Source organism: Intrasporangium calvum DSM 43043 (genome assembly GCF_000184685.1).
In the GTDB taxonomy this organism is placed as follows: domain Bacteria; phylum Actinomycetota; class Actinomycetes; order Actinomycetales; family Dermatophilaceae; genus Intrasporangium; species Intrasporangium calvum.
This window is the reverse complement of sequence record NC_014830.1, coordinates 3,391,770-3,412,731: the sequence shown is the minus strand read 5'-3', so window position 1 is coordinate 3,412,731 and position 20,962 is coordinate 3,391,770. Positions and strand designations below refer to the sequence as shown.

11 protein-coding genes and 1 tRNA gene are annotated in these 20,962 nt (G+C 66.6%); 10 read left to right on the top strand and 2 right to left on the bottom strand.

Annotated features, from left to right (window positions below; genetic code table 11):
- Positions 1-26: 26 nt before the first annotated feature.
- From drmD to INTCA_RS15550, 10 genes are all read left to right on the top strand, one after another.
- On the top strand, positions 27-3,233 hold the full coding sequence (drmD, locus tag INTCA_RS15595) for a DISARM system SNF2-like helicase DrmD (protein ID WP_013493884.1): 3,207 nt from the start codon (positions 27-29) through the stop codon (positions 3,231-3,233).
- Positions 3,230-7,315 carry an Eco57I restriction-modification methylase domain-containing protein gene (locus INTCA_RS15590; protein ID WP_013493883.1) on the top strand — a complete coding sequence of 1,362 codons (4,086 nt, stop codon included), beginning with the start codon at positions 3,230-3,232 and terminating at the stop codon, positions 7,313-7,315. The genes drmD and INTCA_RS15590 overlap by 4 nt, the downstream gene beginning before the upstream one ends.
- Positions 7,312-11,010, top strand: coding sequence for a DISARM system helicase DrmA (gene drmA, locus INTCA_RS15585; protein ID WP_013493882.1), 3,699 nt, complete (start codon positions 7,312-7,314; stop codon positions 11,008-11,010). Before INTCA_RS15590 ends, drmA begins: the two co-directional genes overlap by 4 nt.
- 1 nt (position 11,011) lies before the next feature.
- Positions 11,012-13,039, top strand: a complete 2,028-nt coding sequence (gene drmB, locus INTCA_RS15580; RefSeq protein WP_013493881.1) for a DUF1998 domain-containing protein — start codon at positions 11,012-11,014, stop codon at positions 13,037-13,039.
- Positions 13,029-13,763, top strand: coding sequence for a DISARM system phospholipase D-like protein DrmC (gene drmC, locus INTCA_RS15575; protein ID WP_013493880.1), 735 nt, complete (start codon positions 13,029-13,031; stop codon positions 13,761-13,763). Before drmB ends, drmC begins: the two co-directional genes overlap by 11 nt.
- Before the next feature lie 357 nt (positions 13,764-14,120).
- Entirely contained in the window at positions 14,121-15,803 is a 1,683-nt protein-coding gene (locus INTCA_RS15570) for an AAA family ATPase (RefSeq protein WP_041307831.1), read from the top strand.
- Positions 15,803-16,255: a hypothetical protein gene (locus tag INTCA_RS15565; protein WP_013493878.1), complete on the top strand. Its 453-nt coding sequence runs from the start codon at positions 15,803-15,805 to the stop codon at positions 16,253-16,255. Before INTCA_RS15570 ends, INTCA_RS15565 begins: the two co-directional genes overlap by 1 nt.
- The gene (locus tag INTCA_RS15560) at positions 16,252-16,461 is read left to right on the top strand and encodes a DUF2997 domain-containing protein (RefSeq protein ID WP_013493877.1); all 210 of its coding nucleotides are present in this window, start codon (positions 16,252-16,254) and stop codon (positions 16,459-16,461) included. Before INTCA_RS15565 ends, INTCA_RS15560 begins: the two co-directional genes overlap by 4 nt.
- A complete protein-coding gene (locus INTCA_RS15555) occupies positions 16,445-17,203 on the top strand; it encodes a helix-hairpin-helix domain-containing protein (RefSeq protein WP_013493876.1) in 759 nt (252 codons plus the stop codon). The genes INTCA_RS15560 and INTCA_RS15555 overlap by 17 nt, the downstream gene beginning before the upstream one ends.
- Positions 17,109-17,822, top strand: a complete 714-nt coding sequence (locus INTCA_RS15550; protein WP_342341436.1) for a 4Fe-4S single cluster domain-containing protein — start codon at positions 17,109-17,111, stop codon at positions 17,820-17,822. Before INTCA_RS15555 ends, INTCA_RS15550 begins: the two co-directional genes overlap by 95 nt.
- 474 nt (positions 17,823-18,296) lie before the next feature.
- Here the strand turns inward: INTCA_RS15550 and INTCA_RS15545 are convergent.
- Both INTCA_RS15545 and INTCA_RS15540 read right to left on the bottom strand, forming a co-directional pair.
- Positions 18,297-18,373 (bottom strand) — tRNA-Phe (locus INTCA_RS15545).
- A gap of 181 nt (positions 18,374-18,554) precedes the next feature.
- Positions 18,555-20,735 carry a S8 family serine peptidase gene (locus tag INTCA_RS15540; protein WP_041307825.1) on the bottom strand — a complete coding sequence of 727 codons (2,181 nt, stop codon included), beginning with the start codon at positions 20,733-20,735 and terminating at the stop codon, positions 18,555-18,557.
- Positions 20,736-20,962: the final 227 nt, after the last annotated feature.

The window sequence follows — 20,962 nt, the reverse complement described above, 5'->3', positions numbered from 1 at the left end:
CGCGTGCAGGGACAGGGGAAATTGCAGTGACGCAAGTATCAGAAGCCGTGCTCGGCACTACCAACGATGGCCAGACTGCGGAGCATGGCCTCCCACCGGTCCCCGAGCCTGGGCAGGTCGTCGAGGTTCGGGGCTCGACCTGGGCGGTCGGCGCCGTCCGCCAACAGGGCCTGCCGCGGAGCCCCGCGGATGAAGGCACAGCCGGCACAAGCCACGTCGTGAGCCTCCAGAGCCTCGATGAGGACCGCCTCGGCGAGGAGCTCGACGTCGTCTGGGAGCTCGAGGTCGGCCACACGGTGGCGCCTGACCAGGGCCTTCCAGAGACGATCACGCCCGAGACCTTCGACGACCCGAATAGTCTCGCCGCGTTCGTCGACGCGGTGCGCTGGGGCGCGGTCACCAGCGCCGACGACAAGTCGTACCAAGCGCCCTTCCGCAGTGGCGCCAACGTAGAGGCCTACCAGCTCGAGCCGCTGCGACGAGCGCTCCAGGCGCCGCGTACCAACCTTCTGCTCGCCGACGACGTTGGCCTCGGCAAGACGATCGAGGCAGGCCTCGTGGTCCAAGAGCTGTTGCTCCGTCACCGCGCGCGCACGGTCGTCATCGTCTGCCCGCCCAGCTTGTCGATCAAGTGGCAGGACGAGATGCGCGAGAAGTTCGGCCTCGACTTCGTCATCGTCAACAGCGAGCTCATGGCCGAGGTTCGTCGCACGCACGGCCTCAACGCGAACCCTTTCACCCTCTTCCCGAGGGTGATCGTGAGCATGGCGTGGCTGCCCACCCTTCGCGCGCAGCGTCTTCTCCGCGACGTCTACGCGCAGGTCCGCGACACCAGCACTGCCAAGCGATTCGCCTTCGACGCCCTCGTCGTCGACGAGGCCCACCACGTTGCCCCCGCCAGCCCCAGCGCGGTCGGCGGAGGGCGCGGCTACGCCGTCGACAGCCAGCGCACCATCGCGACGCGAGCCCTCGCGGAGAAGTGCGAGCACCGCCTGTTCCTCAGCGCAACCCCGCACAACGGCCACTCCGAGAGCTTCACCGCGCTGCTCGAGATGATCGATGACCGGCGCTTCAGCCGGGGCGCGACCCTGGACGAGACGGCGCTCAAGGAGGTGACGGTGCGTCGGCTCAAGACGGAGATCAAGGACAAGGACTTCAAGGCCCGCGAGGTCAAGACGATCCCATTCACGCCGTCCCAGTCCGAGCAAGACGCGTTCACCGATCTCGACCGGATCCTCGCTGAGAGCGCCCGCGCCAACGGCAAGCGCCGCGGCGGGGACATCGTCGCGATGCTCCTGAAGAAGCGCTTCCTCTCCAGCCCGTGGGCCTTCGCCCGCACGATGGAGCTGTATGCCGCCGCTGCCGCCACCGGTCACCTGCCTGACCTCGACGATGACGACGACTACTACCAGGAGGTCCTGGGCAGCGACCAGTCGGACGAGGAAGAAGGTCAGTCGGATCAGCCGGAGTTCGTGACGCTCCGACAGAGCAAGGGGTCGGATCCCCTCGTCGCAGCCAAGCCGCAGGACATCGATCGTCTCGTCACATGGGGCAGCGGCTACGAGCACCGCCCGGACTCTCGACTCGAGGCGCTGATCACCTTCCTAGACTCTGTGTGTCGCCCCGATCGCAAGACGTGGACCAACGAGCGCGTCGTCATCTTCACCGAGTACGCCGCGACCCTCGAGTGGGTCGTCGACATCCTCGAGCAGCGCGGCTACCGCGACCGGATCGCCACCATCCAGGGCTCGACCGACGCCGAGACGCGTGAGCTGACCCGCGCACGCTTCACGGCCGATCCAGCGCAGGAGCCCGTCCGTGTCCTGGTGGCCACGGACTCCGCCGGCGAGGGGATCGATCTGCAGACCCACTGCCACCGGCTGGTCAACTTCGACATCCCGTTCAACCCGTCACGACTCGAGCAGCGCATCGGTCGCATCGACCGCTACGGACAGAAGTACACGCCGGAGATCTTCCACTTCGCGCCCATCTCGAAGGCGACGACGTTCGACGCGGATATGGACTTCATGCGCCGCATTGCGGAGAAGATCGGTCAGGTGGCGCAGGATCTCGGGTCGGTCAACCAGGTCATCGACTCCGAGGTACAGGAGCACTTCAGCCCGACGGGCAACAAGCCGCGGGCGAAGAAGGCCGTTGTGACCGACCACGCGGCCATCATCAACCGCACGCTGGCGGGAGGCGCCGAGCTGAACCGGCAGCTCACCGAGCTGTCGCAGACGTACGAGCAGCGCAAGGAGGCCATGCACCTGACGCCTTCCAATGCCCGGCGCGTTGTCGACACGGCGCTGACTCTGGCGCATCAGCCTCCCCTCATCGAGGTCGGTGACGAGCGCACGGATGCTCAGGTCTTCGAGGTGCCGAGGCTCGCCCCGTCGTGGCACTCTGCCTTGCGGGGCCTCGACACGCGGTTGAAGCCTGGTGAACCGAGGCCGATCACCTTTGACGACAGGGCTGCCGAGGGGCGCTCCGAAATCGTCCACGTCCATCTCGGGCACGGACTGTTGCAGAAGTCCTCGCGGATGCTGCGGGCGGCGCTCTTCAGCTCCGATTCCGACATCCACCGAGTGACCGCGGTGGTGGTCGATGGACTCCCTCACTCCAGCGTGGCCGCGGTGTCCCGACTCGTTCTCGTGGGCCGGGGCGGTCTGCGCCTGCACGAGGAGGTCTTCCTCACCGGTATCCGCATCGGGGGCCAGGTCATCGCCATGGGCAAGGTCGAGGAGCTGCTGGATGCCGCGCTGGACGCGGAGCACCTGACGCTCGCCGATGAGCGGCTTCGCCGACAGGTCGCAGACGCCTGGAACGCCGAGGGCTCGCACCTGCGGACGCGTCTGCTCACGGAGATGGCGAAGCGCGCCGAGACGCGGCAGGCGGCAGTCACGGCCGCCCTCGAAGGCCGCCGTGACGCCGACGTCAAGCGCGCCCACGAGATCTTCGAGGCGTTCCGACTCAACCTTCGGGACTCGCGCGCACGGCTCGCCGCGGAGATGCGGGCCCAGGAAGAGGAGCTGTTGTTCACCGACGACCAGCAGAGGCAGCGCAAGCGCGACCTGGCCGCGATGGACGAGCGGCTCGCGAGCCTCGACGAGGAGGAGCGCCGCGAGGTGGAGTCGATCCGTGAGCGGTATGCCGACATCAGGCCGCACGTGTCTGCCGCCGCCGTCGTCTTCGCGCTGACGCCTGAGGACGCGCGCGCTGGCAGGATCTCATGAGGCATCCGTATGCCGCTCAGCGCCGTTCCGCGAACGACACCCACCGCGGGTGGCTCGCTCTCGTCGACGTCGACGGGCCGTTCCTGTCCGTCCCCGTTCTCAAGGACATCTGGCCTCAGGGCATGCCACAGCTCGCCCCGGAGGCAAAGGCTGTCCTCGTCGAGGCGAAGCCCACGTTCGAGAAGGCGTGGGAGGTGTGGGACCGGGGCCAGGGCGGCGAGACTGCCCTCGCGGCGTACCGCTCTGCTCGAGAGACCTGGGTCGAGACGGTGCTCCGCGATGTCATCGGATGGCGGGACAGTCTCACGACCGATCTATCCGGTGCGCTGCTTGTCCAGGCCGCCAAGGGCGTGCGGTCGCCCAACCATGCGGTGACGGTCATGCCAACGGGTGCCCTCGTGCACAGCGACACGGTCGGAGCCCTGACGCTCGTCGTTGACCCCGTCGAGTCCCTCCGTGATGCACTGGACGACGGCTGGGCAGCGAGCCCGATCGATCGCATGGAGGAGCTGCTCCGCAACACAGGTGTGCCCATCGGCGTGGTGACGGATGGGCGGTGGTGGGCAGTCGTCAGCGCTCGTCGGGACACGATGGTGGCCTCGGGGATCGTCGATGCCCAGACATGGATCGAGGAGCCCGAGACCCGGGACGCCTTCGCCGAGATCCTCCAGCGGAAGCGGCTGCTCGGCGGGAAGCCCGAGGACCGGCTCGGCGAGCTCTTCGGCAAGTCGGTTGCCGCCGCCGAAGAGATCACCGAGGCGCTCGGCGTGCAGGTCAGGCGGGCGGTCGAGCTCCTGACGCAGTCGCTCTCCGAGTCGGCTCTCGACGCACGCAGCAACGGGCAGGGCGAGATTCTCCCCGCAGATCGCGGCCGCGTCTACGACGCAGCCGTGACGATCATGATGCGCGTCGTCTTCCTCCTCTTCGCCGAGGAACGGGGCCTTCTCCCGCAGGGACGGCTGTTCTCCATGGGGTACGGCATCAGTGGCGAGATGGACGCGCTCGACCGTCGGGCCCGCGAGGAAGGACCGGAGGCACTCGACGCCACGCACATGTCGTGGCACCGCCTTCTCGCGACCTCCCAGGCGCTATACCAAGGGGCGTCGTTCGAGGACCTGCGCCTGCCGTCCTACGGAGGATCCCTCTTCGACCCAGGGCGCTTCCCCTTCTTGATGCGCCGCACCGACCGGGGAACTCTCGCGGTGACGGTGAGCGACCGCGTCATGCTCGAGGTCCTGCGAGCCGTGCAGATGGCCCAGCTGAAGAAGGGCGACCCTGCGCGGCGAATCTCATTCCGTGACATCGACGTCGAGCAGATCGGCTACATCTACGAAGGCCTCCTCGGGTACTCCTGTGCCGACGTCTCGGAGGAGACCGTGGGTCTCATCGGTAAGCCCGGCGCCGAGCCCGAGATGACGCTGGCCGAGCTCGAAACCTTGCGGGCGCAGCAGACCACGGACGCCAGGTTCGCCGAAGCGCTCATCGCTCGCGTCAAAGTGGTCCAGCCCGCGAGCCAGCCGCCAACGAAGGCAGCCCTGGCCAAGGCGCTTGCGTCTGTGCCGGAGGACGTCGAGCTGGCCCTGCGTGCCGTGAGCCACGACGAGGAGACCCGTGAGCGGCTTCGCCCGTTCATCGGGATCATGCGACGGGACCTGCGGGAGCGACCTGTCGTCATGCCCCCGGGGGGGGTCGTCATCGTCGAGACCCCGTCGCGGGCGACGGCCGGTGCGCATTACACGCCCAGGTCCCTGGCTGAGGAGGTGGTCCTCCACGCCCTCGAGCCGCTCGTCTACAGCCCCGGTCCGCACGACACGGGGGATCGGAACGCGTGGAAGCCAATCTCCTCGGACGAGATCCTCGACCTAAAGGTCGCGGACATCGCCTGCGGGTCGGGGGCGTTCCTCGTCGCCGCCGCTCGGTACCTCGCCGATCGGCTCGTCGAGGCATGGCATCGCGACGGCGCCGCCCACGGGGCGCCGCACGAGCTGCGGACTCACGCGATTCGGCAGGTCGTGGCCAACTGCCTGTACGGCGCCGACATCAACGCCATGGCGGTCGAGATGTGCAAGCTGTCGTTGTGGCTCGTGTCGCTCGACCCCCGGCTGCCGTTCTCCTTCGTCGACGACAAGATCCTGCACGGCAACTCGCTGCTTGGCCTCACTGACGCACGTCAGCTCAAGGCCCTCCACGTCGACCCCGAGAAGAAGGGGACGAGCCGACTCTTCGACGACGTGCTCGGCGGCGACGTCGTGCGGGAGCTCAACGTGGAGGGCGTGCTCGAGAAGGCTGCGAACCTGCGCCGACGCCTTGCCTCCGAAGTCAACGACGACGACCCGCAGCGGTCCGCGACGACGAAGCGGCGCCAGTGGCGCGAGTACCAGGAGCTCACGCGGCAGCTCACCGACATCGCGGACGGGGTCATCGCCGCGGGGCTTCGGCTTGGCGGCAAGCCGGGCAGGGCTCTTGACGAGGCCTACGAGAACCTCCGCATCGCCGTCGCCCGCGCCCACAACCCGGAGGAATCGAAGCGCGACCGCATGATGCTCGACGCGATCCTCGAGGCTGGACTCACCCCCACGGTAGAGACGGACTACGACCGCTGGAAGCCCCTCCACTGGATCCTCGCGGTCCCCGACGTCATGACCAGAGGCGGCTTCGACGCGGTCATCGGGAACCCCCCGTTCCTTGGTGGAAAGAAGCAGTCCTCGGCGTTTGGCCCGAATGTACGACAATGGCTGGCAAGTCTGATCGCCGGTACTGCTGGAAATGCCGATCTCATCGCCTACTTCTTCTTGCGGGCGTTCGAGTTGTTGACTACTCGTGGATGTGTCGGGCTAATCGCCACCAGCACGGTGGCTCAAGGAGATACTCGAGAAGTAGGCCTGGATCAAATGGAGTTCCGCGGTTTCTCTATTGTTCGTGCGATACAGAGCCGGACCTGGCCCGCATCCAGCGCCAATTTGGAGTACGCAGCGGTTTGGGGCGTCAACGGCCCAATCTCAGACGCTGTTCCCCGGGTCTGTGACGGGCAGGTAGTTGGGAAGATATCGACGCTGCTTGAGCCATCGGGCAGAGTGAGCGGCAGGCCCCTTCGCCTCTCAGAGAACCGCGGCAGGGCTTTTCAGGGATGTATCGTGCTCGGAATGGGTTTCATCGTCGATTATGACCAGGTTCGAGCATGGATAGAGGATGATTCTGCTGCGCAAGAGGTGGTGTCACCGTATCTCAACGGTGATGACCTCAATTCCCGTGCAAGCGCCGCACCTTCTCGCTGGGTGATTGACTTCGGCGAGCGGTCCCGGGCTCAAGCGGAACGGTACACGGGTCCTTGGAGGCATGTGATTAATCATGTGCGTCCTGAGCGCGCCACGAAAGACGCCATCAAGTACCCACGCATGGTTAATGAATGGTGGAAGTTCTGGAACGCTAGGCCAGCGCTTCGATTAGCCATCGCGGAAAAGCGTGAAGTGCTAGCCATGACGATTCATTCGGTAAGCGTGATGCCTTTGCGTGTCCCTACGAATTGTGTGTTCAGCCACGCTTTGGTCGTCTTTGCGACGGATGACTTTGCCGAGCAGGCCATTCTGTCCTCGACACCCCACCAGCTTTGGGCCATCGCCAACGGGTCCAGCTTGGGTCACAACACAACCAGGTATACGCCCACTGACGTATTCGGCACCTTCAGTCGGCCACGTATTTCCGCGAACCTGCGATCCATGGGGGAGATACTCGACGGCGAACGCGAAGAAGTCATGCTCAGGCGTGATCTAGGTCTTACGAAACTCTACAACCTCGTCAATGATTCGGACATTGCGACCGGCGTCGATCCGGACGTCGACCGGATGCGCGAGATCCACGTGGAGCTCGACAAGGCGGTGATGGAAGCCTACGGCTGGGACGACGTGCCGCTCGACCACGGTTTCCACACGTACCGGCAGATGACGCGCTGGACCGTCTCACCAGCGGCACGCGTCGAGATCCTCGACCGACTGCTCGAAGAGAACCACCGGCGTGCAGCCCTCCAAGGCGACACGGCGCCGGCGCAGGACAGTGAAGACGACGTCGAGGGGGACGACGAATGACGACCCAACCAGAGACGAAGCCCAGCGAGCAGACGGCGCCCCGCTCAGCGGCATACGAGCTCGCCCATGAGCCAGACGGACGCTCGTGGACCGTCCGCGAGAACCTCACCAACATCATCGAGCGTGAGCTCCTCGGCCCGGCCCACGGTCCGAACGAGCTCCTCGACGGCCCGCCCGACGTAGCCTACCTTGTGGGTCGGATCGCGCCAGTCCGACTGACAGGGAAGTCGGACGATCCGACCGAGGAAGGCGCTGCAGAAGCACCCACCGACGTGGGCGACGCCGTCGACGCCAACGAGGGCCGCGGTATCCCGATGACATCGGTCGATGACAGCTCGGCGACCGCCGACGAAGACGAGGCCGAGGACACCCCCCAGAAGCGGGGCCTGATGATCCCCGCGTCGATGGGCCTGCGCTTCCAGGTACCCGCCGACCTCCCTGCCTTCTTCGTCGTCTCGTCATGGGGCGTCTACGAGCCAGTCCGCGTCGAGGGCGAGGAGTCCGCGAGGGCCAGGAAGTTCCAGCGGACGCCCATCGACATCCCGGTCGAAGTGCTGCTCGCCGACCTCGCGGAGGGAGAGACGAAGGAGTACCCGCTCAAGGACGACGTCAAGCTGCGAGTCGACTGCTACGACGACCGGGACCGCGGTGCGTGCATCATCGAGGTCGCACTATGCAACGACCGCGAGACGCCGCCCAAGATCCCCGTCAACGCGTGGCTCTACCAGACCAAGCTCCAGGTCACTGCCGGCGCGGAAGCGGTGTTCCTGCCCGTCCAAGACGTCACCGAGCCTCCCATCGATGGTCGAGCGGAGCGCGACGACGAGCTGCGGATGCTCAATCTCCAGTACCGCAACCGGCTGGAGTTCGCGATCGGCCGCACGTGCTCCGTCGACTGGGACGTCGAGAACGCTGCTCGTCGTGCGCGGTCCGTGTGGACGACCTGGCTGCCGCAGTCCGAAACCCCGCAGACAACCGCGGAGGAGATCGAGGACGCCCTGCTCGACATGACCGTGCTCGCGACCGCGGAGCCTGAGCGGCTTCGGGCAGGGCTGTCTCCCATCGTCGCTGGCTACGCAGACTGGCTCGCTGGGGAGAAGGAGAAGGTCGGGGGCCTTCCCGAGCACCTGAGGGAGGACGGCGACGAGGCCGTTGCCGTCGCCGGACTGGTGCAGAAGCAGCTGGCCGCCGGCCTGGATCACCTGCTCAGCGACGACGAGGCCCTGCGGTGCTTCCGTTTCATGAACCGCGTCATGGCCGACCAGCGCGTACAGACTCAGGTTGCGGAGATGCGTGCGCGCAACCCGCGACTGTCTGTTGTTGAGGCTCATGCGGCCGTGCTGGCTAGGGGGCCGCTCGCCCACTCCTGGCGCACCTTCCAGCTCGCCTTCATCCTCATGCAGCTCCCGCTCCTGACCGATCCCACAGCCCAGAAGCGATCCTCCGATCTCGCGACGGCCCAGCTCCTCTTCTTCCCCACGGGTGGTGGCAAGACGGAGGCGTACCTCGGCCTCGCGGCATACACCTTTGCCATCCGCCGCCGGCAGGGTGTCCGCGAGTCCGCGTCTGGCCCGCTCAACGGGCTGGACGGCGTGTCAGTACTCATGCGCTACACCCTGCGCCTGCTCACGTCACAGCAGTTCCAGCGCGCGACCGCTCTCGTCTGCGCGGCGGAGATGGCGCGCCGCGACGACCCCTCGACCTGGGGTACTGAACCGTTCCGGATCGGCCTCTGGGTCGGGACCGACGTCAGCCCGAAGCGCTACCACGAGGCGGCGGTCCAGCTCGCCAAGGTGAACGCCGGCCAGGGGTACCGACTTACGGTCCTGCAGATCCAGCGCTGCCCCTGGTGCGGCACCCGCATCGGATCTCGCAACGTGCGTGGGGACGACGGCACGCGTCGCATCCACGTCTACTGCGGAGACGAGTTCGGGGACTGCCCCTTCGCCGAGGGCGGCAGCATCGACGAGGGGCTGCCCGTCCTCACGACGGACGAGGAGATCTATCGGCTCACACCGGCCTTCGTCATCGCGACCGTCGACAAGTTCGCCCGACTCGCTCGCGAGGGAGAGGCGGCCAGCCTCTTCGGTTTTGTGTCTCGGCGCTGTGAGCGGCACGGATATGTCCACCCTGACTACACCGAGTGCGACGTCAAGGAAAAGCACCCGGCGAAGGGGGGCCTGCCTGCCGCCCACGTGCGTTCGGTCGGCCGTCTGCGGCCCCCCGACCTCATCATCCAAGACGAGCTGCACCTGATCTCCGGCGCGCTCGGCACCACGGTCGGGTTGTTCGAGGTGGCCATCGACGTCATGGCGTCGTGGGTGACTGCTCAGGGCGCGCCTGTGCGTCCCCTGGTTGTGGCCTCGACCGCAACGGTGCGGAATGCCGCCGAGCAGATCCGGTCGCTGTACGGCCGCGACGTGACGATCTTCCCGCCGCAGGTCCTCGACGTCGGACGCACCTTCTTCTCCAAGGAGCAGGAGGTCAGTGAGGACGCGCCCGGTCGTCGATACCTCGGCATCAGCACGACCGGGGTGCGTCTGACCACGGCCGAGATCCGTATTGCAGAGGTCCTCATGTCGGCCGCGCAGCTCATGATGGACCGCGATGGCGCGGCAGCCGATCCGTACATGACGATGGTCGGCTACTTCAACGCGACGCGCGAGCTCGCGGGTATGACCCGCTACATGGCCGACGACGTCCAGACTGCGTTGTCGAAGGGTCGGCCCTGGTCCAAGCTTCCGCGACGCACGGGAACGGAATTCGGCAGCCTCAACATGGCCGAGCTGACGGCCCGCGTCTCGAGCGCGGACATCACGACCACCCTGGACCAGATGGCGGCAACGTTCGATCCGGCCTTTGACTCCGCTGAGGCGCGGAGGAACATGCGTACCCTCATCGACGAGGGCAAGCCCCTGCCGAAGCGGGAGGTGAATCCCTTCGACGCGGTGCTCGCGACCTCGATGCTGCAAGTTGGGGTGGACGTCACTCGGCTCGGGCTCATGATGGTCGTCGGGCAGCCCAAGAACACGGCCGAATACATCCAGGCCTCGTCGCGCGTCGGCCGTGACCCCGCTCGGCCGGGCCTCGTGGTCTCGCTCGGGAACTGGGCCCGACCCCGCGACCTGGCCCACTTCGAGTCCTTCCGGCAATACCACGAGACGTTCTACAAGCAGGTCGAGGCGCTGTCGGTCACGCCGTTCTCCCTGACCTCGATGGAGCGCGGCCTCGAAGGCGTGCTCGTCAGCGTGGCCCGGGTGACGGATGGGGTCCTGTCGCCCGAGAAGGCCGCTGGCCGGGTCAAGGACGAGAAGGGCAAGCTCGACGAGCTCGTGGAGGCGTTGGTTGCCCGCGTCCTGCGGGCCTCCAACGAGGCCACTCAGGATTGGGCGCGGCAGCGGCTCATCAACCGAGTCGACCAGTGGGCCAAGCGGCGGGACTATCTAGCCGGTCAGGCGAAGAACCTGTCGTACGAGCGGGTCCACGACCCCGCCCAGTTCGGACCGCTGATGATCAGTGCGGAGAACGCGCGGTCGCAGCCCGACCTCAAGGACATGCCGCCGTTCCGTGTGGCCAACTCCATGCGAGAGGTGCAGCCTGAGATCAACCTGCTCGTCAGCCCGATCCCTGAGCGGCTCTACGTGGCCGAGCCGGCCGGAGCGCCGAAGTGGAACCTGCCGAAGGGGGGCGACTGAGATGACCGAGACGACGTATCTTCACAGCGCCGAGAACGTCCTCGACCCGCTGGGCGACGCCGAGAAGGAGGAAGAAGCAGGGACGAAGCGCAACTACGCGAAGGTCGGCTCTGGCCGTCCCTCATCCCTGATCTACACCTATGGTCCCGGCTCCATCATGGACCTGCCGCAATTCACAGTCATGCCCGCCGGGCTCGACGACTGGGAGCGCATCTGGGCACGTCGGGACGGCGCACCGCCCACGATCCATGCGCCGAGGCTCCGTGAGGTCGTGCGGATGATGCTCCGGTCGCCCAATGCGCAGCTGCGGCCCTTCCCTTGGCAGCCGAAGAAGCTGTCCATGTCGAGGGACGGGGATGACCTGGGCGTGCCGGCGCGAATCTTTCCCCAGTGGATGCGCTGCACCGGCTGCGACATGCTCGCCCAGCTCCCGAAGTTCCGCTACCGGAACACCCACCCGTTCCGGCCGGATGAGGCAGTCTTCGAGCACGAGAAGTGTTACGGCCGCAAGGGGCAAAGCGGGCGCAAGGGCGTGCGTCGACCCGCCGTGCCCGCCCGCTACCTGCTGGCTTGCCCCGACGGTCACCTCGACGAGTTCCCCTACGACCTATGGGTGCACGAGGGTGGCTCCTGCTCGGAAGCCGAGTTCCCGGCCCTGAAGATGGTCGACCGCACAGCGGGCAAGGGCGCCTCCGCGACCATCGTGTGCGCCTCGTGCGCGGCGCGCCGCCCAATGAACGAGGCTCAGGGCGAGGTAGGTCGCGCCAAGCTGCCGAAGTGCCGTGGCCGCCATCCACATCTAGACGCGTTCGAGCCCAATGGCTGCGGCAACCAGACACGCCTGATGCTGGTCGGTGCGTCGAACCTGTGGTTCGCCGCGTCTGAGTCGATCATCGTCATGCCTGAGTCCACGTCCGAGCAGGCCGTAGACCTCGCAGACAAGATCCGCATCGCTCTCGGGGAGAACCTCGAGCAGTTCGGAAGTCAGCCGAACGTCATCCGCGCCTTGCTCAAGGACAAGGTCGACGAGGTGGAAGGACTGAGCGACCCGGAACTCGCAGCCCTCCTCGAGAAGGCCGCCGAGCCCGTCCCCACCGTCGAGGAGCACCAGGACCAGCTCGAGAGGTGGGACCCGGTCGACCTCCTCGTACCTGAGTGGAACTACCTCCAACGCGATCCGCTTGGTTCCGCTCATCCTGACGAGAAGAGCGGCCTCGTACTCAGCAAGCGTCAGCGTGGCGAGGACCTGCCGGCAGAGATCAGCCGCGTGCTCGCCGTTGAGAAACTGCGCAAGGTCAACGCGCTCGTCGGCTTCACGCGAATCGATGCAATGGACCGCGTCGGGGACCTGCCGCGCCGCCTGGTGCCGCTGAGCCGAGCGCCGCGACCGTTGTGGACGGTTGCCACCGAGGACCTCGGCGAGGGCGTGTACCTCCAGCTCGACGAATCGCAGGTAGAGGCGTGGGAGGACAGGGTTGAAGCGTCCCCCATTTGGCATGCGCTGCGCGAGGCGCACCGACGGAACTTCAACAACCGCTTCTCGGAGACGGGCGCCAGCGTCGACCCAGACACCCGCCTCAAGCCGCCTCGGTACTGGCTCGTGCACACCCTGGCCCACGTGCTGATCCGGGAGATGGCCATGAAGTGCGGGTACTCGGCAGCCAGCCTGAGTGAGCGTCTCTACGCGTGGCCCGCGTCCGACACCCGTCCGGCAGCGGCCGGGCTGCTCATCGCCACGACAGCCTCGGACAGCGACGGCACTCTCGGCGGTCTGGTGCAGCTCAGCGAAGCTAGACGGCTCGAGGGGATCGTCCGTGACGCGCTGTATCGCGCGACGCGGTGCTCGTCGGACCCGGTCTGCGCGAAGCGCACACCCCAGGATCCGGAAGACTTTCTGCACGGGGCCGCCTGCCACTGCTGCGCGATGGCCTCCGAGACGTCATGCGAGCGGGCCAACCGGTTCCTCGACCGACGTTTCCTTGTAGATCTCCCCGGTAGCCGCCTGGGGTTCTTCGGTCATGTCGTCTGACGAGGAGGTCTTCCGCGAGCTCGGTCGCTCACTGACGAGCACCGAGGCCGCGGATATTGCGCGCCGTCTCAGCGAGAACTACCCGCTGACCTCGGCCCTGGCCGGCCTCTCCCCGGCGCGCAAGGCCGAGGTCAAGCCGCTGCTGAAGCCCATTGCGGACGCGACCGACGGCTTGGGTCGGCTGATTGGGGCACTGTGGGCGGTTGCGGCTGCGCGAGAGGTACGGACCCGTGTGGAGCCCCTGTGGACGATGCCGGGGCACGTCGCCCAGCTCGGCGCGCTGACTCCCTCGATCGTGGATCTCGTGGACGGCGCCCGAATGTCCGTGGTCTGCTCAACGTTCAACTTCCAGACCACGTCGGGTCTCTGGCACGCTCTTGAACGCGCCTGCGAGAGAACGGGTGTCGACGTCTGTGTGTACATGGACCGAGACGCATCCAAGAAGGGGGCCAGCGGGCCAACCCCCGGCGAGGTCGCTGCCCACCTAGCTCGTGCGCGAGTGTTCGCCACGACCACACACGACGGGAAGTACGTGGTCAACCACGCCAAGTTCGTGTCCGTGGACCATCGGTTCGTCATCGTCACCAGTGCGAACTTCTCGTGGAGCGCGGAGAACCACAACGTTGAGCTCGGCGTCCAGATCGACGACCCAGCGCTCGCCGCTGCGATCGAGCGAGAGATCACTGATGCTCGGAAGGTCTGCTACGAGGAGGTCTGCGTCTGATGTCGATGGATGACTTGGTCTATCGAGGGCAGGGCCCTTGGCTCGCGTGGCTGAATGAGATCGGTGCGGAGCGAATCCTCGATCGACGTGAGCCAACACGGCCAGGAGCCGAACATCTGGGCCGAAGTCGCGTCTGGGTCTCTGCCGATGCCCAGGCTCCCTTCCTTGGTGGCCCGAACGCCCCGATCGCGCCGGGGGGCGCGCCTGGCGGCCCTGAACGCTCGCCCTCAGGCGAGACGTCGGCCTATCGCCGGAGAATTCACCTGAAAGGGGAACGAGGCCTGTTGCTGGTCGCCGCCGTAGCGGGCGGACCCGGCTCGAGCAAGGGCGACAGCTCAGCGGCTCGGTGTCCATAGGATGTCGAGCGTGCAGCAGCCCACCAAGTCGTTTCGCAATAACCTCGCCCTGCTCTTACGGGCCCGGTTTCCCATCCTCTACGTGGAGTCGTTCGAGGAGGAGCGCGTCCTCGCAGAGGTCCGAGCGGTCGCGTCGGATCAGAGCCTGATGCGCACGGTGCGGCCAGTCCACGTGTGGAGCGGAACCAAGGGTTTTGTCGCGCCAGACGGTCAGGCACAGGGCAATACGTCTGAGCCTCGGCAAGCGCTCGAGTGGCTGCTCGAAAGGGACTCACCGGGCGTCTTCATCATGCTCGACCTGCACCCGCACCTAGGTGACGACCGCCGGCCCGCCGACCCCGGATTCCTCCGGCGATTACGGGAGGTCTCCTTCGCCTTCCAGTCCGGCGCAGTGGCGCGCGTACTCATCTTGGTCTCGCCAATTACCCGGATCCCGGACGAGCTCGAGAAGGACATTACGCTCGTCGACTTTCCCCTACCGAATGAGGAGGAGATCCGGCGGGTGCTCGAGGACATGGTGGCAACCAACGCCGCTAGCGGTCGCATTCGTATCGAGGTCGACAACGTCGGCAAGGAGCGGCTGGCGAAGGCCGCCCGGGGCTTGACCCTGTCCGAGGCGACCAACGCCTTCGCCCGCGCCATGGTCGATGACGGGGTCCTGTCCAACGACGACGTGTACGTCGTGTTGGAGGAGAAGAAGCAGACGGTTCGCAAGCGGGGCATCCTCGAGTTTGTGGATGTCAACCTGGATCTCGATGACGTCGGCGGACTCCAGAATCTCAAGCGGTGGCTGGTGAAGCGCAACAACTCATGGCTCGACGAGGCCACCATCGAGTACGGCATCCCCGCACCCAAGGGCGTCCTCATGACGGGTGTCCCCGGATGCGGCAAGTCGCTGACGGCCAAGGCGATTGCCGCCGCCTGGGAACTGCCACTTCTGCGCCTCGACATCGGCCGCATCTTTGCGGGCCTGGTCGGCTCCAGCGAGCAGAACATGCGCGCGGCCATCCGCACCGCAGAGGCAGCCGCACCGTGCGTTCTTTGGCTGGATGAGGTGGAAAAGGGCTTCTCCGGCGTGTCGGGAGAGGGCGGAGACGGCGGAACCTCAAGTCGTGTGTTCGGTACCTTCCTGACTTGGATGCAAGAGAAGACCAGCCCGGTATTTGTGATCGCGACGGCGAACAACGTGTCACGTCTTCCGCCCGAGTTCCTCCGTAAGGGTCGGTTCGACGAGATCTTCTTCGTGGACCTGCCGACTCGCTCGGAGCGCCGTGATATCTGGTCGCTTCACCTCACCAAGCGCCTCAAGAGCAGCAAGGCAGGCGGGGCTATCGCGATCACCGACGCGTTGCTGGACCGCCTCGCTGGGGTCACCGAAGGGTATGCGGGAGCTGAGATCGAGCAATCTGTCGTTTCTGCTCTCTTCGATGCATTCAGCGAGCGCCGGGGCCTTACCCAGGAGGACCTCCTCCGCGCTGTACACAACATGGTCCCGCTCAGCGTGACCCAAGCGGAGCAGATCGCGGCGGTCCGCGGTTGGGCGAGCAAGCGCGCCGTGGCGGCAACGGCTACGGAGGACCGGTCCGGTTATGAGAGCGCGGTTGAGGCGGACCGACCCGCTCCTTCCGCCGAGCCTTCGCCGGAAGCGTCAATGAGTCGAGGTGGAAGGGTGGTTGATTTCTGATGAGCATCGAGATCGTGCTGGTGCCGTTGGCGATTGCGGCCGTGAGCGCATGGAATGCGGCACGCGCTGAGCAGGACGGGACGGGTCGTCAGGTGGTCCAGGTAGAAACCAGAATGCGCGATGCCGGGCTGCTCCAGCAGGCGCTCAGGGACACGGGCGCACGGGTCCAGGCCGAATCCGAATCCATCACCGCAGTTTGGCAAGGCGTTGAAGCAGTGTTCCGCCGAGATGAAGCGGGCATCTGGCACGTGCGCATGACCGGAGACGTCGACGAGGTGCGTGCGGCCTCGATCGCCCGGGCGGTCGACCAGGCATATGGTCGCCGCGTGCAGCAAGCGGTCATCGCTCGCCTTCGCGATCGGGCAGAGCCGGCCGGTATGCGGATCGAGTCCGAGCGCATCGAGGAAGACGAGAGCATCACGCTCACGTTGTCAGTGGGGGCAAGTCGATGAGCCACGAGCGGATCGTCGTCCGCATAGCGGTGGACGGGACGATCCGGGCTGAAACACTGGGGATGAGGGGCAAGAAGTGTCTCGACTCGATCGCGCTGCTTGAGGGCCTTCTCGATGCAGAGACAGTCTCGAGCGCATTCACCCCCGAATACATCATGAACCAGGCCGAGACGACGATCGAAGGACGCGATGAGCTTCACCACTAACCCGAACCCCTTGCTGGCAGACAAGACGTGGCGGCGTAGGAATAGCGCGTGGCTGCTGTGGGTGATCCTCGGCTTCGGCATGTTCTCGTTCGTTGGATTCGTGCTGCTTGCCACGCGGATGAAAACTCGCCGTTTGTGGACGATTGCGCTGGCGATCTGTGGAGTCACGGCCGTGGTGTTCACCGTGAACGTCCTGACGGAGGACCCGACGACACAACAGCTCTCCGACGTCGGAACGGCAATCACGATGATCGCCTGGTTCGGCATGATCGCCACCGGCGTGTACCTGAATCGTGAATACCTCCGGTGGCGCGCCGCCGGGGGGATCGCGAAGGCCTGGTACAACGAGCCGGTCCAGCACGCAGACTCCACGCAGGCGGCACCCGCTCCCTCTCCTTCTACGGCGCCGCAGGCAGAGGTTCTAGGAATCAAGGAGTCTGACTACTTCGCGGCTCCAGCTCCCGTCGCTGCGCCGACTCCTGCAACCCTCGACGTCAACGCTGCCTCGGCTGCCCAATTGCAGGCCAGCCTTGGCGTCGATTCCCGCATCGCTGACCGCATCATCGAGGCGCGTCGGGACAACCGCGGATTCCGCGACCTCGACGACCTTGCCAACAAAGCCGGTCTCCAGCCCCACGAGGTGGTCCGTGTTCGCGACCGCATTACGTTCGGTCCGTTTGCCAGGTCGGAGGCGCCGAGCGCACGACCCGACGAGCCTCGTGGCCGCGTCCTTGACTTCTGACCGGACCCTTCGTCTCGGAGCTGTCGTACCCCGCACGAGGGCCGAGGGGCCCGGCGAGCGGTTCGCGGTCTGGGTGCAGGGCTGTTCCGTGCGATGTAGCGGGTGCTTCAACCCGCACCTGTGGGGGCCGTCCCTAGGTCAGGAGGTGCGCGTTGCCGACCTTGTCGCCGATGCCGTCTCCGCGGGCGTGGAAGGAGTGACGCTCCTCGGTGGTGAGCCATTCGACCAGGCGCCGGGCGCCGCGGAGTTTGCCACCGGGGTGCGTGAAGCGGGCTTGTCTGTGATGACCTTTACAGGATTCGTTCGCGAGTACCTTGAAGGTCCGAAGTCACCTGACGGCGCGGACAGGCTGCTGGCGGCGACCGACCTGCTTGTTGACGGGCCGTATCTCGCCGACCGTCGGGATCCGCACCGCCCTTGGGTGGGCTCGACTAATCAGCGCTTCCACTTCATCACGGACCGGTATCGGGACCTTCGGCTGGATGTCTTACCGGACCGCCTGGAGGTCAGAGTGGGTAAGGACGGCGAGATCGCGATCAACGGATGGGCCGGAGTCGACCAGCTAGACGCCCTCCTTGCGGACGTGGCTGGCTCGGTGGGCCGTGGTCGAGTTCGCTGAGGCTGGTCCGAGACGCCGCGACATGGCTGGGCGCGCGACGGATGCGACGCGCCGAAACTAAGTCCACATCCTTGTGGAGGGACCGGCTTGGGCCAACCGCGGCGGCACCTGCGGGTAGACCATTCAGCAGGGGCGATACGAGCTCACCTGCGAGACCCGCGCCAACATGAGCCACCACGGACGCGGACGAAATGAGCAACTCCGTGGCCCATTCCGTCCGCGGCTTCAGCGAAGCTGGCACTTCACTCGCGACGCTCCTAGGCGCAGCCCTTGCTCCCGAGGTGGTTTCCGGCACGGATCCGTTCCGCAGCGCGCGAGGCTATCTCGACGTCGAGATATCGTGCAACGAGTCGTGCAACCACATACGGGCAAGCGGGGCTCCGGGCGGTCATCCACGGTCACTTCGACGTCGAATTTCAACTCGAACTGGTGTACAAAACCGCAGGTCAACCGGGGTTGACCTGCGGTTTTGGGTGGTGGCCAGGGGCGGGGTCGAACCGCCGACCTTCCGATTTTCAGTCGGACGCTCGTACCAACTGAGCTACCTGGCCGGGTCTGCGCAACAAGCCGAAGCCTGCGCAAACAGATACCCGGATCGCTCCGGGCGTCGCCAACTATACACGACCGTCTCCCCGCTTCAGCGGGGGCGAGAGGTCCCCAAGAACGCGACGGTGGCCGGCTCACCCGAGGGCGAGCCGGCCACCGTAACTGACGTCAGTGCGACCTCACCGATCAGCTCAGGCCGGGCGGGACCTGGTGCTGGCCGGGTGCCGCGACGCCGCTGCCCACGATGGTGAAGAGCATGCCGTGGGAGATGACGGTGCCGCCGACCGAGACGTCGAGCTGGGCCTGGTAGAAGTCGTCAGCTGCACCCTTGGCCGAGGTGGCCGTCACCGTCACCGTGGTGCTCGCACCAGCCGCCAGCGACGCAGCACCGCCGGACACCGAGTAGCTCACACCAGCGGCCGGGTTGTTGGTGATCGCGACATCGACCGAGATCGAGGTCGAGCTCGTGTTGGTCAGGACCACCGACTTCGAGACGCTGCGGCCGGAGCCGCTGGCGATCGCCCCGAAGGACACGCTGACCGGGTCGAGCGCCACCTGGCTCGCCACCGCCGCGTCCGTGTCGGCCAGGCCGGCGCCGACCTTGAGGGCGTCGTTCGTCACCAGGTTGGTGAGGGCGTCACGGAGCACGCCCTGCTTGGCCGTGTTGACGACGGCGCTGCGGACCTCGGCGGCGCTCCAGGTCGGGTGGTCGCCGCGGACGACGGCGGCGATGCCGGCCAGGTGTGGCGTGGCCATCGACGTGCCGCCGAAGATCGCCCAGCACGGCGGGGTGCCGCAGGCCCAGGCAGGCTGGGCGCTGAGCACGTCGGCGCCGGGAGCGACGACGTCCGGCTTGATGAGCAGGTCACCGTGCGTCGGGCCCTGGCTGGAGAAGGAGGCCATCCGGTTGGTCGCCTCGGGGATCGACTTGTAGAGCATGTTGGCGTTGATCGTCGCGTCCTGACCGTCGTGCTCCATGATCTGGGCGCCGTCGGACTTGGTGACCATCACCGAGACGACTCCGGTCTGGTCGCCGGCCATGGTGAGGAGGGCGTCCTCGCGGTTGACGACGATGGCGGCCACCGCCCCGGCGGCCGTGACGTTGTCGATCTTCTCCTGGAAGGTGCAGACGTTGCGTCCGATGACGGCGATCTTGCCCGTCAGGTCGGGCAGCGGCGACCCGTTGCAGGCGAGGGAGAGCCCGAGGGGGTGCCCGGAGGCAGCGTCCTTGGCGACCGCCAGCGGCGCCGTGATGTCCTCGGTCAGCTTCCCGAAGTCACCGACGACGACGTCGTAGTCCGTGCCCGCCACGGTGACCGTGTTGACCAGCGCGTGCCCGACGGTGCTCGCACCAGCCGTGAGCGCCCGCGGGGCCGCACCGGGGTAGTGCACGGTCCAGTAGCCGGGACCTTCGTTGCCGGCTGCCACCGCGACCACCATGTTGGCCTTGTCGAGGTTGTCGACGGCGTTGTCGAGGAGGAAGGCGCCACCACCGTCGTTCCGCGCACCGCCGAGGCTCATGTTCGCGACGTCGAACCCGTCGACGTAGGCGTCCTGCATCGCCTCGAGGATGTCCTCGGAGCGCGCCGAGCCGGCGGTGCCCGGGAAGACGTTGTAGGACCCGAGGGTCGCGGCGGGAGCGACGCCGGACGGGGCGTACGGAATGACCGTGCTGTCGACGACGGCAGTGGTGTGCGGGTTGCACGCCACGGTCCCGGCGACGTGGGTCCCGTGCCCGTTGAGGTCCCGGCCGTCGAAGCCGTTCTTGGCCACCTTGTTGCCATAGGTGCGCGAGACGATCACCTTGTTGTTCGTGTACTTCGCGTCGCCGATCGGCGTGACCGCGGGGTAGCCGGTGTCGTCGAAGCAGGGGTGCGTGACGTCGATGCCGCTGTCGATGATGGCGACCTTGACGCCCTTGCCGGCCTCCGCGGCGCCGCCGACGGCGGTCCAACCCTCGAAGGCGTCGACCAGCTCGAGATCTGGGTCCTCGTGAGCCAACGGGGTGAAGACGCCCTGGAGCTCGGCGTAGGTGACGCCGGGCGCCGAGCGAACCGTGCTGAGGGAGGTGCCGTTCAGCTGGACGCCGACGGCGTTGACCGCCACGTCGAACTGCTTGGTGACCCTCGCCTGGGGGGCGTTGACGCGCAGCCAGTCCTTGAAGGCGGCCTGCTCAGCCCTGATGCGGTCGCGCTCTGCCTTGACCGACTGGTTGGCGAAGCCGATCTTCTTGCCCTTGGCGGGCGCGGTGCGCGGGTTGGTGGCGAGCGGCTCGCTCGCCAGCCGGACGAGCGCATAGCTGCTGTCGACCTCCGGCGCGGACTGACGGGTGTTGGCTTCGGGCTGGGCGGCTGACGAAGCCGCCATTCCCAGGGATAGTGCCAGTGCGGCGGTAGCCGTCACGGCAAGGGCGCGATTCGAGCGCATGGAAGAGCCTCCGGAAACTCGTTGGGGGTGCTCGCACTCTAGAGTCCGAAACTCCCCACCGGGGGTTCCTCACGAAAGAATTTCCGCAGGGCCAGGCCACGTCGACCCGCCGGTCGAGGATGAGGTCGAGGATGAGCGGGTCAGGGTGGGTACCGATACCACTGCGT

Coding starts and splice junctions, on each gene's coding strand:
- INTCA_RS15590 (WP_013493883.1), top strand. CDS start 3,230: ATGAGGCATCCGTATGCCGCTCAGCGCCGTTCCGCGAACGACACCCAC.
- drmA (WP_013493882.1), top strand. CDS start 7,312: ATGACGACCCAACCAGAGACGAAGCCCAGCGAGCAGACGGCGCCCCGC.
- drmB (WP_013493881.1), top strand. CDS start 11,012: ATGACCGAGACGACGTATCTTCACAGCGCCGAGAACGTCCTCGACCCG.
- drmC (WP_013493880.1), top strand. CDS start 13,029: ATGTCGTCTGACGAGGAGGTCTTCCGCGAGCTCGGTCGCTCACTGACG.
- INTCA_RS15570 (WP_041307831.1), top strand. CDS start 14,121: ATGTCGAGCGTGCAGCAGCCCACCAAGTCGTTTCGCAATAACCTCGCC.
- INTCA_RS15565 (WP_013493878.1), top strand. CDS start 15,803: ATGAGCATCGAGATCGTGCTGGTGCCGTTGGCGATTGCGGCCGTGAGC.
- INTCA_RS15560 (WP_013493877.1), top strand. CDS start 16,252: ATGAGCCACGAGCGGATCGTCGTCCGCATAGCGGTGGACGGGACGATC.
- INTCA_RS15555 (WP_013493876.1), top strand. CDS start 16,445: ATGAGCTTCACCACTAACCCGAACCCCTTGCTGGCAGACAAGACGTGG.
- INTCA_RS15540 (WP_041307825.1), bottom strand. CDS start 20,735: ATGGCGGCTTCGTCAGCCGCCCAGCCCGAAGCCAACACCCGTCAGTCC.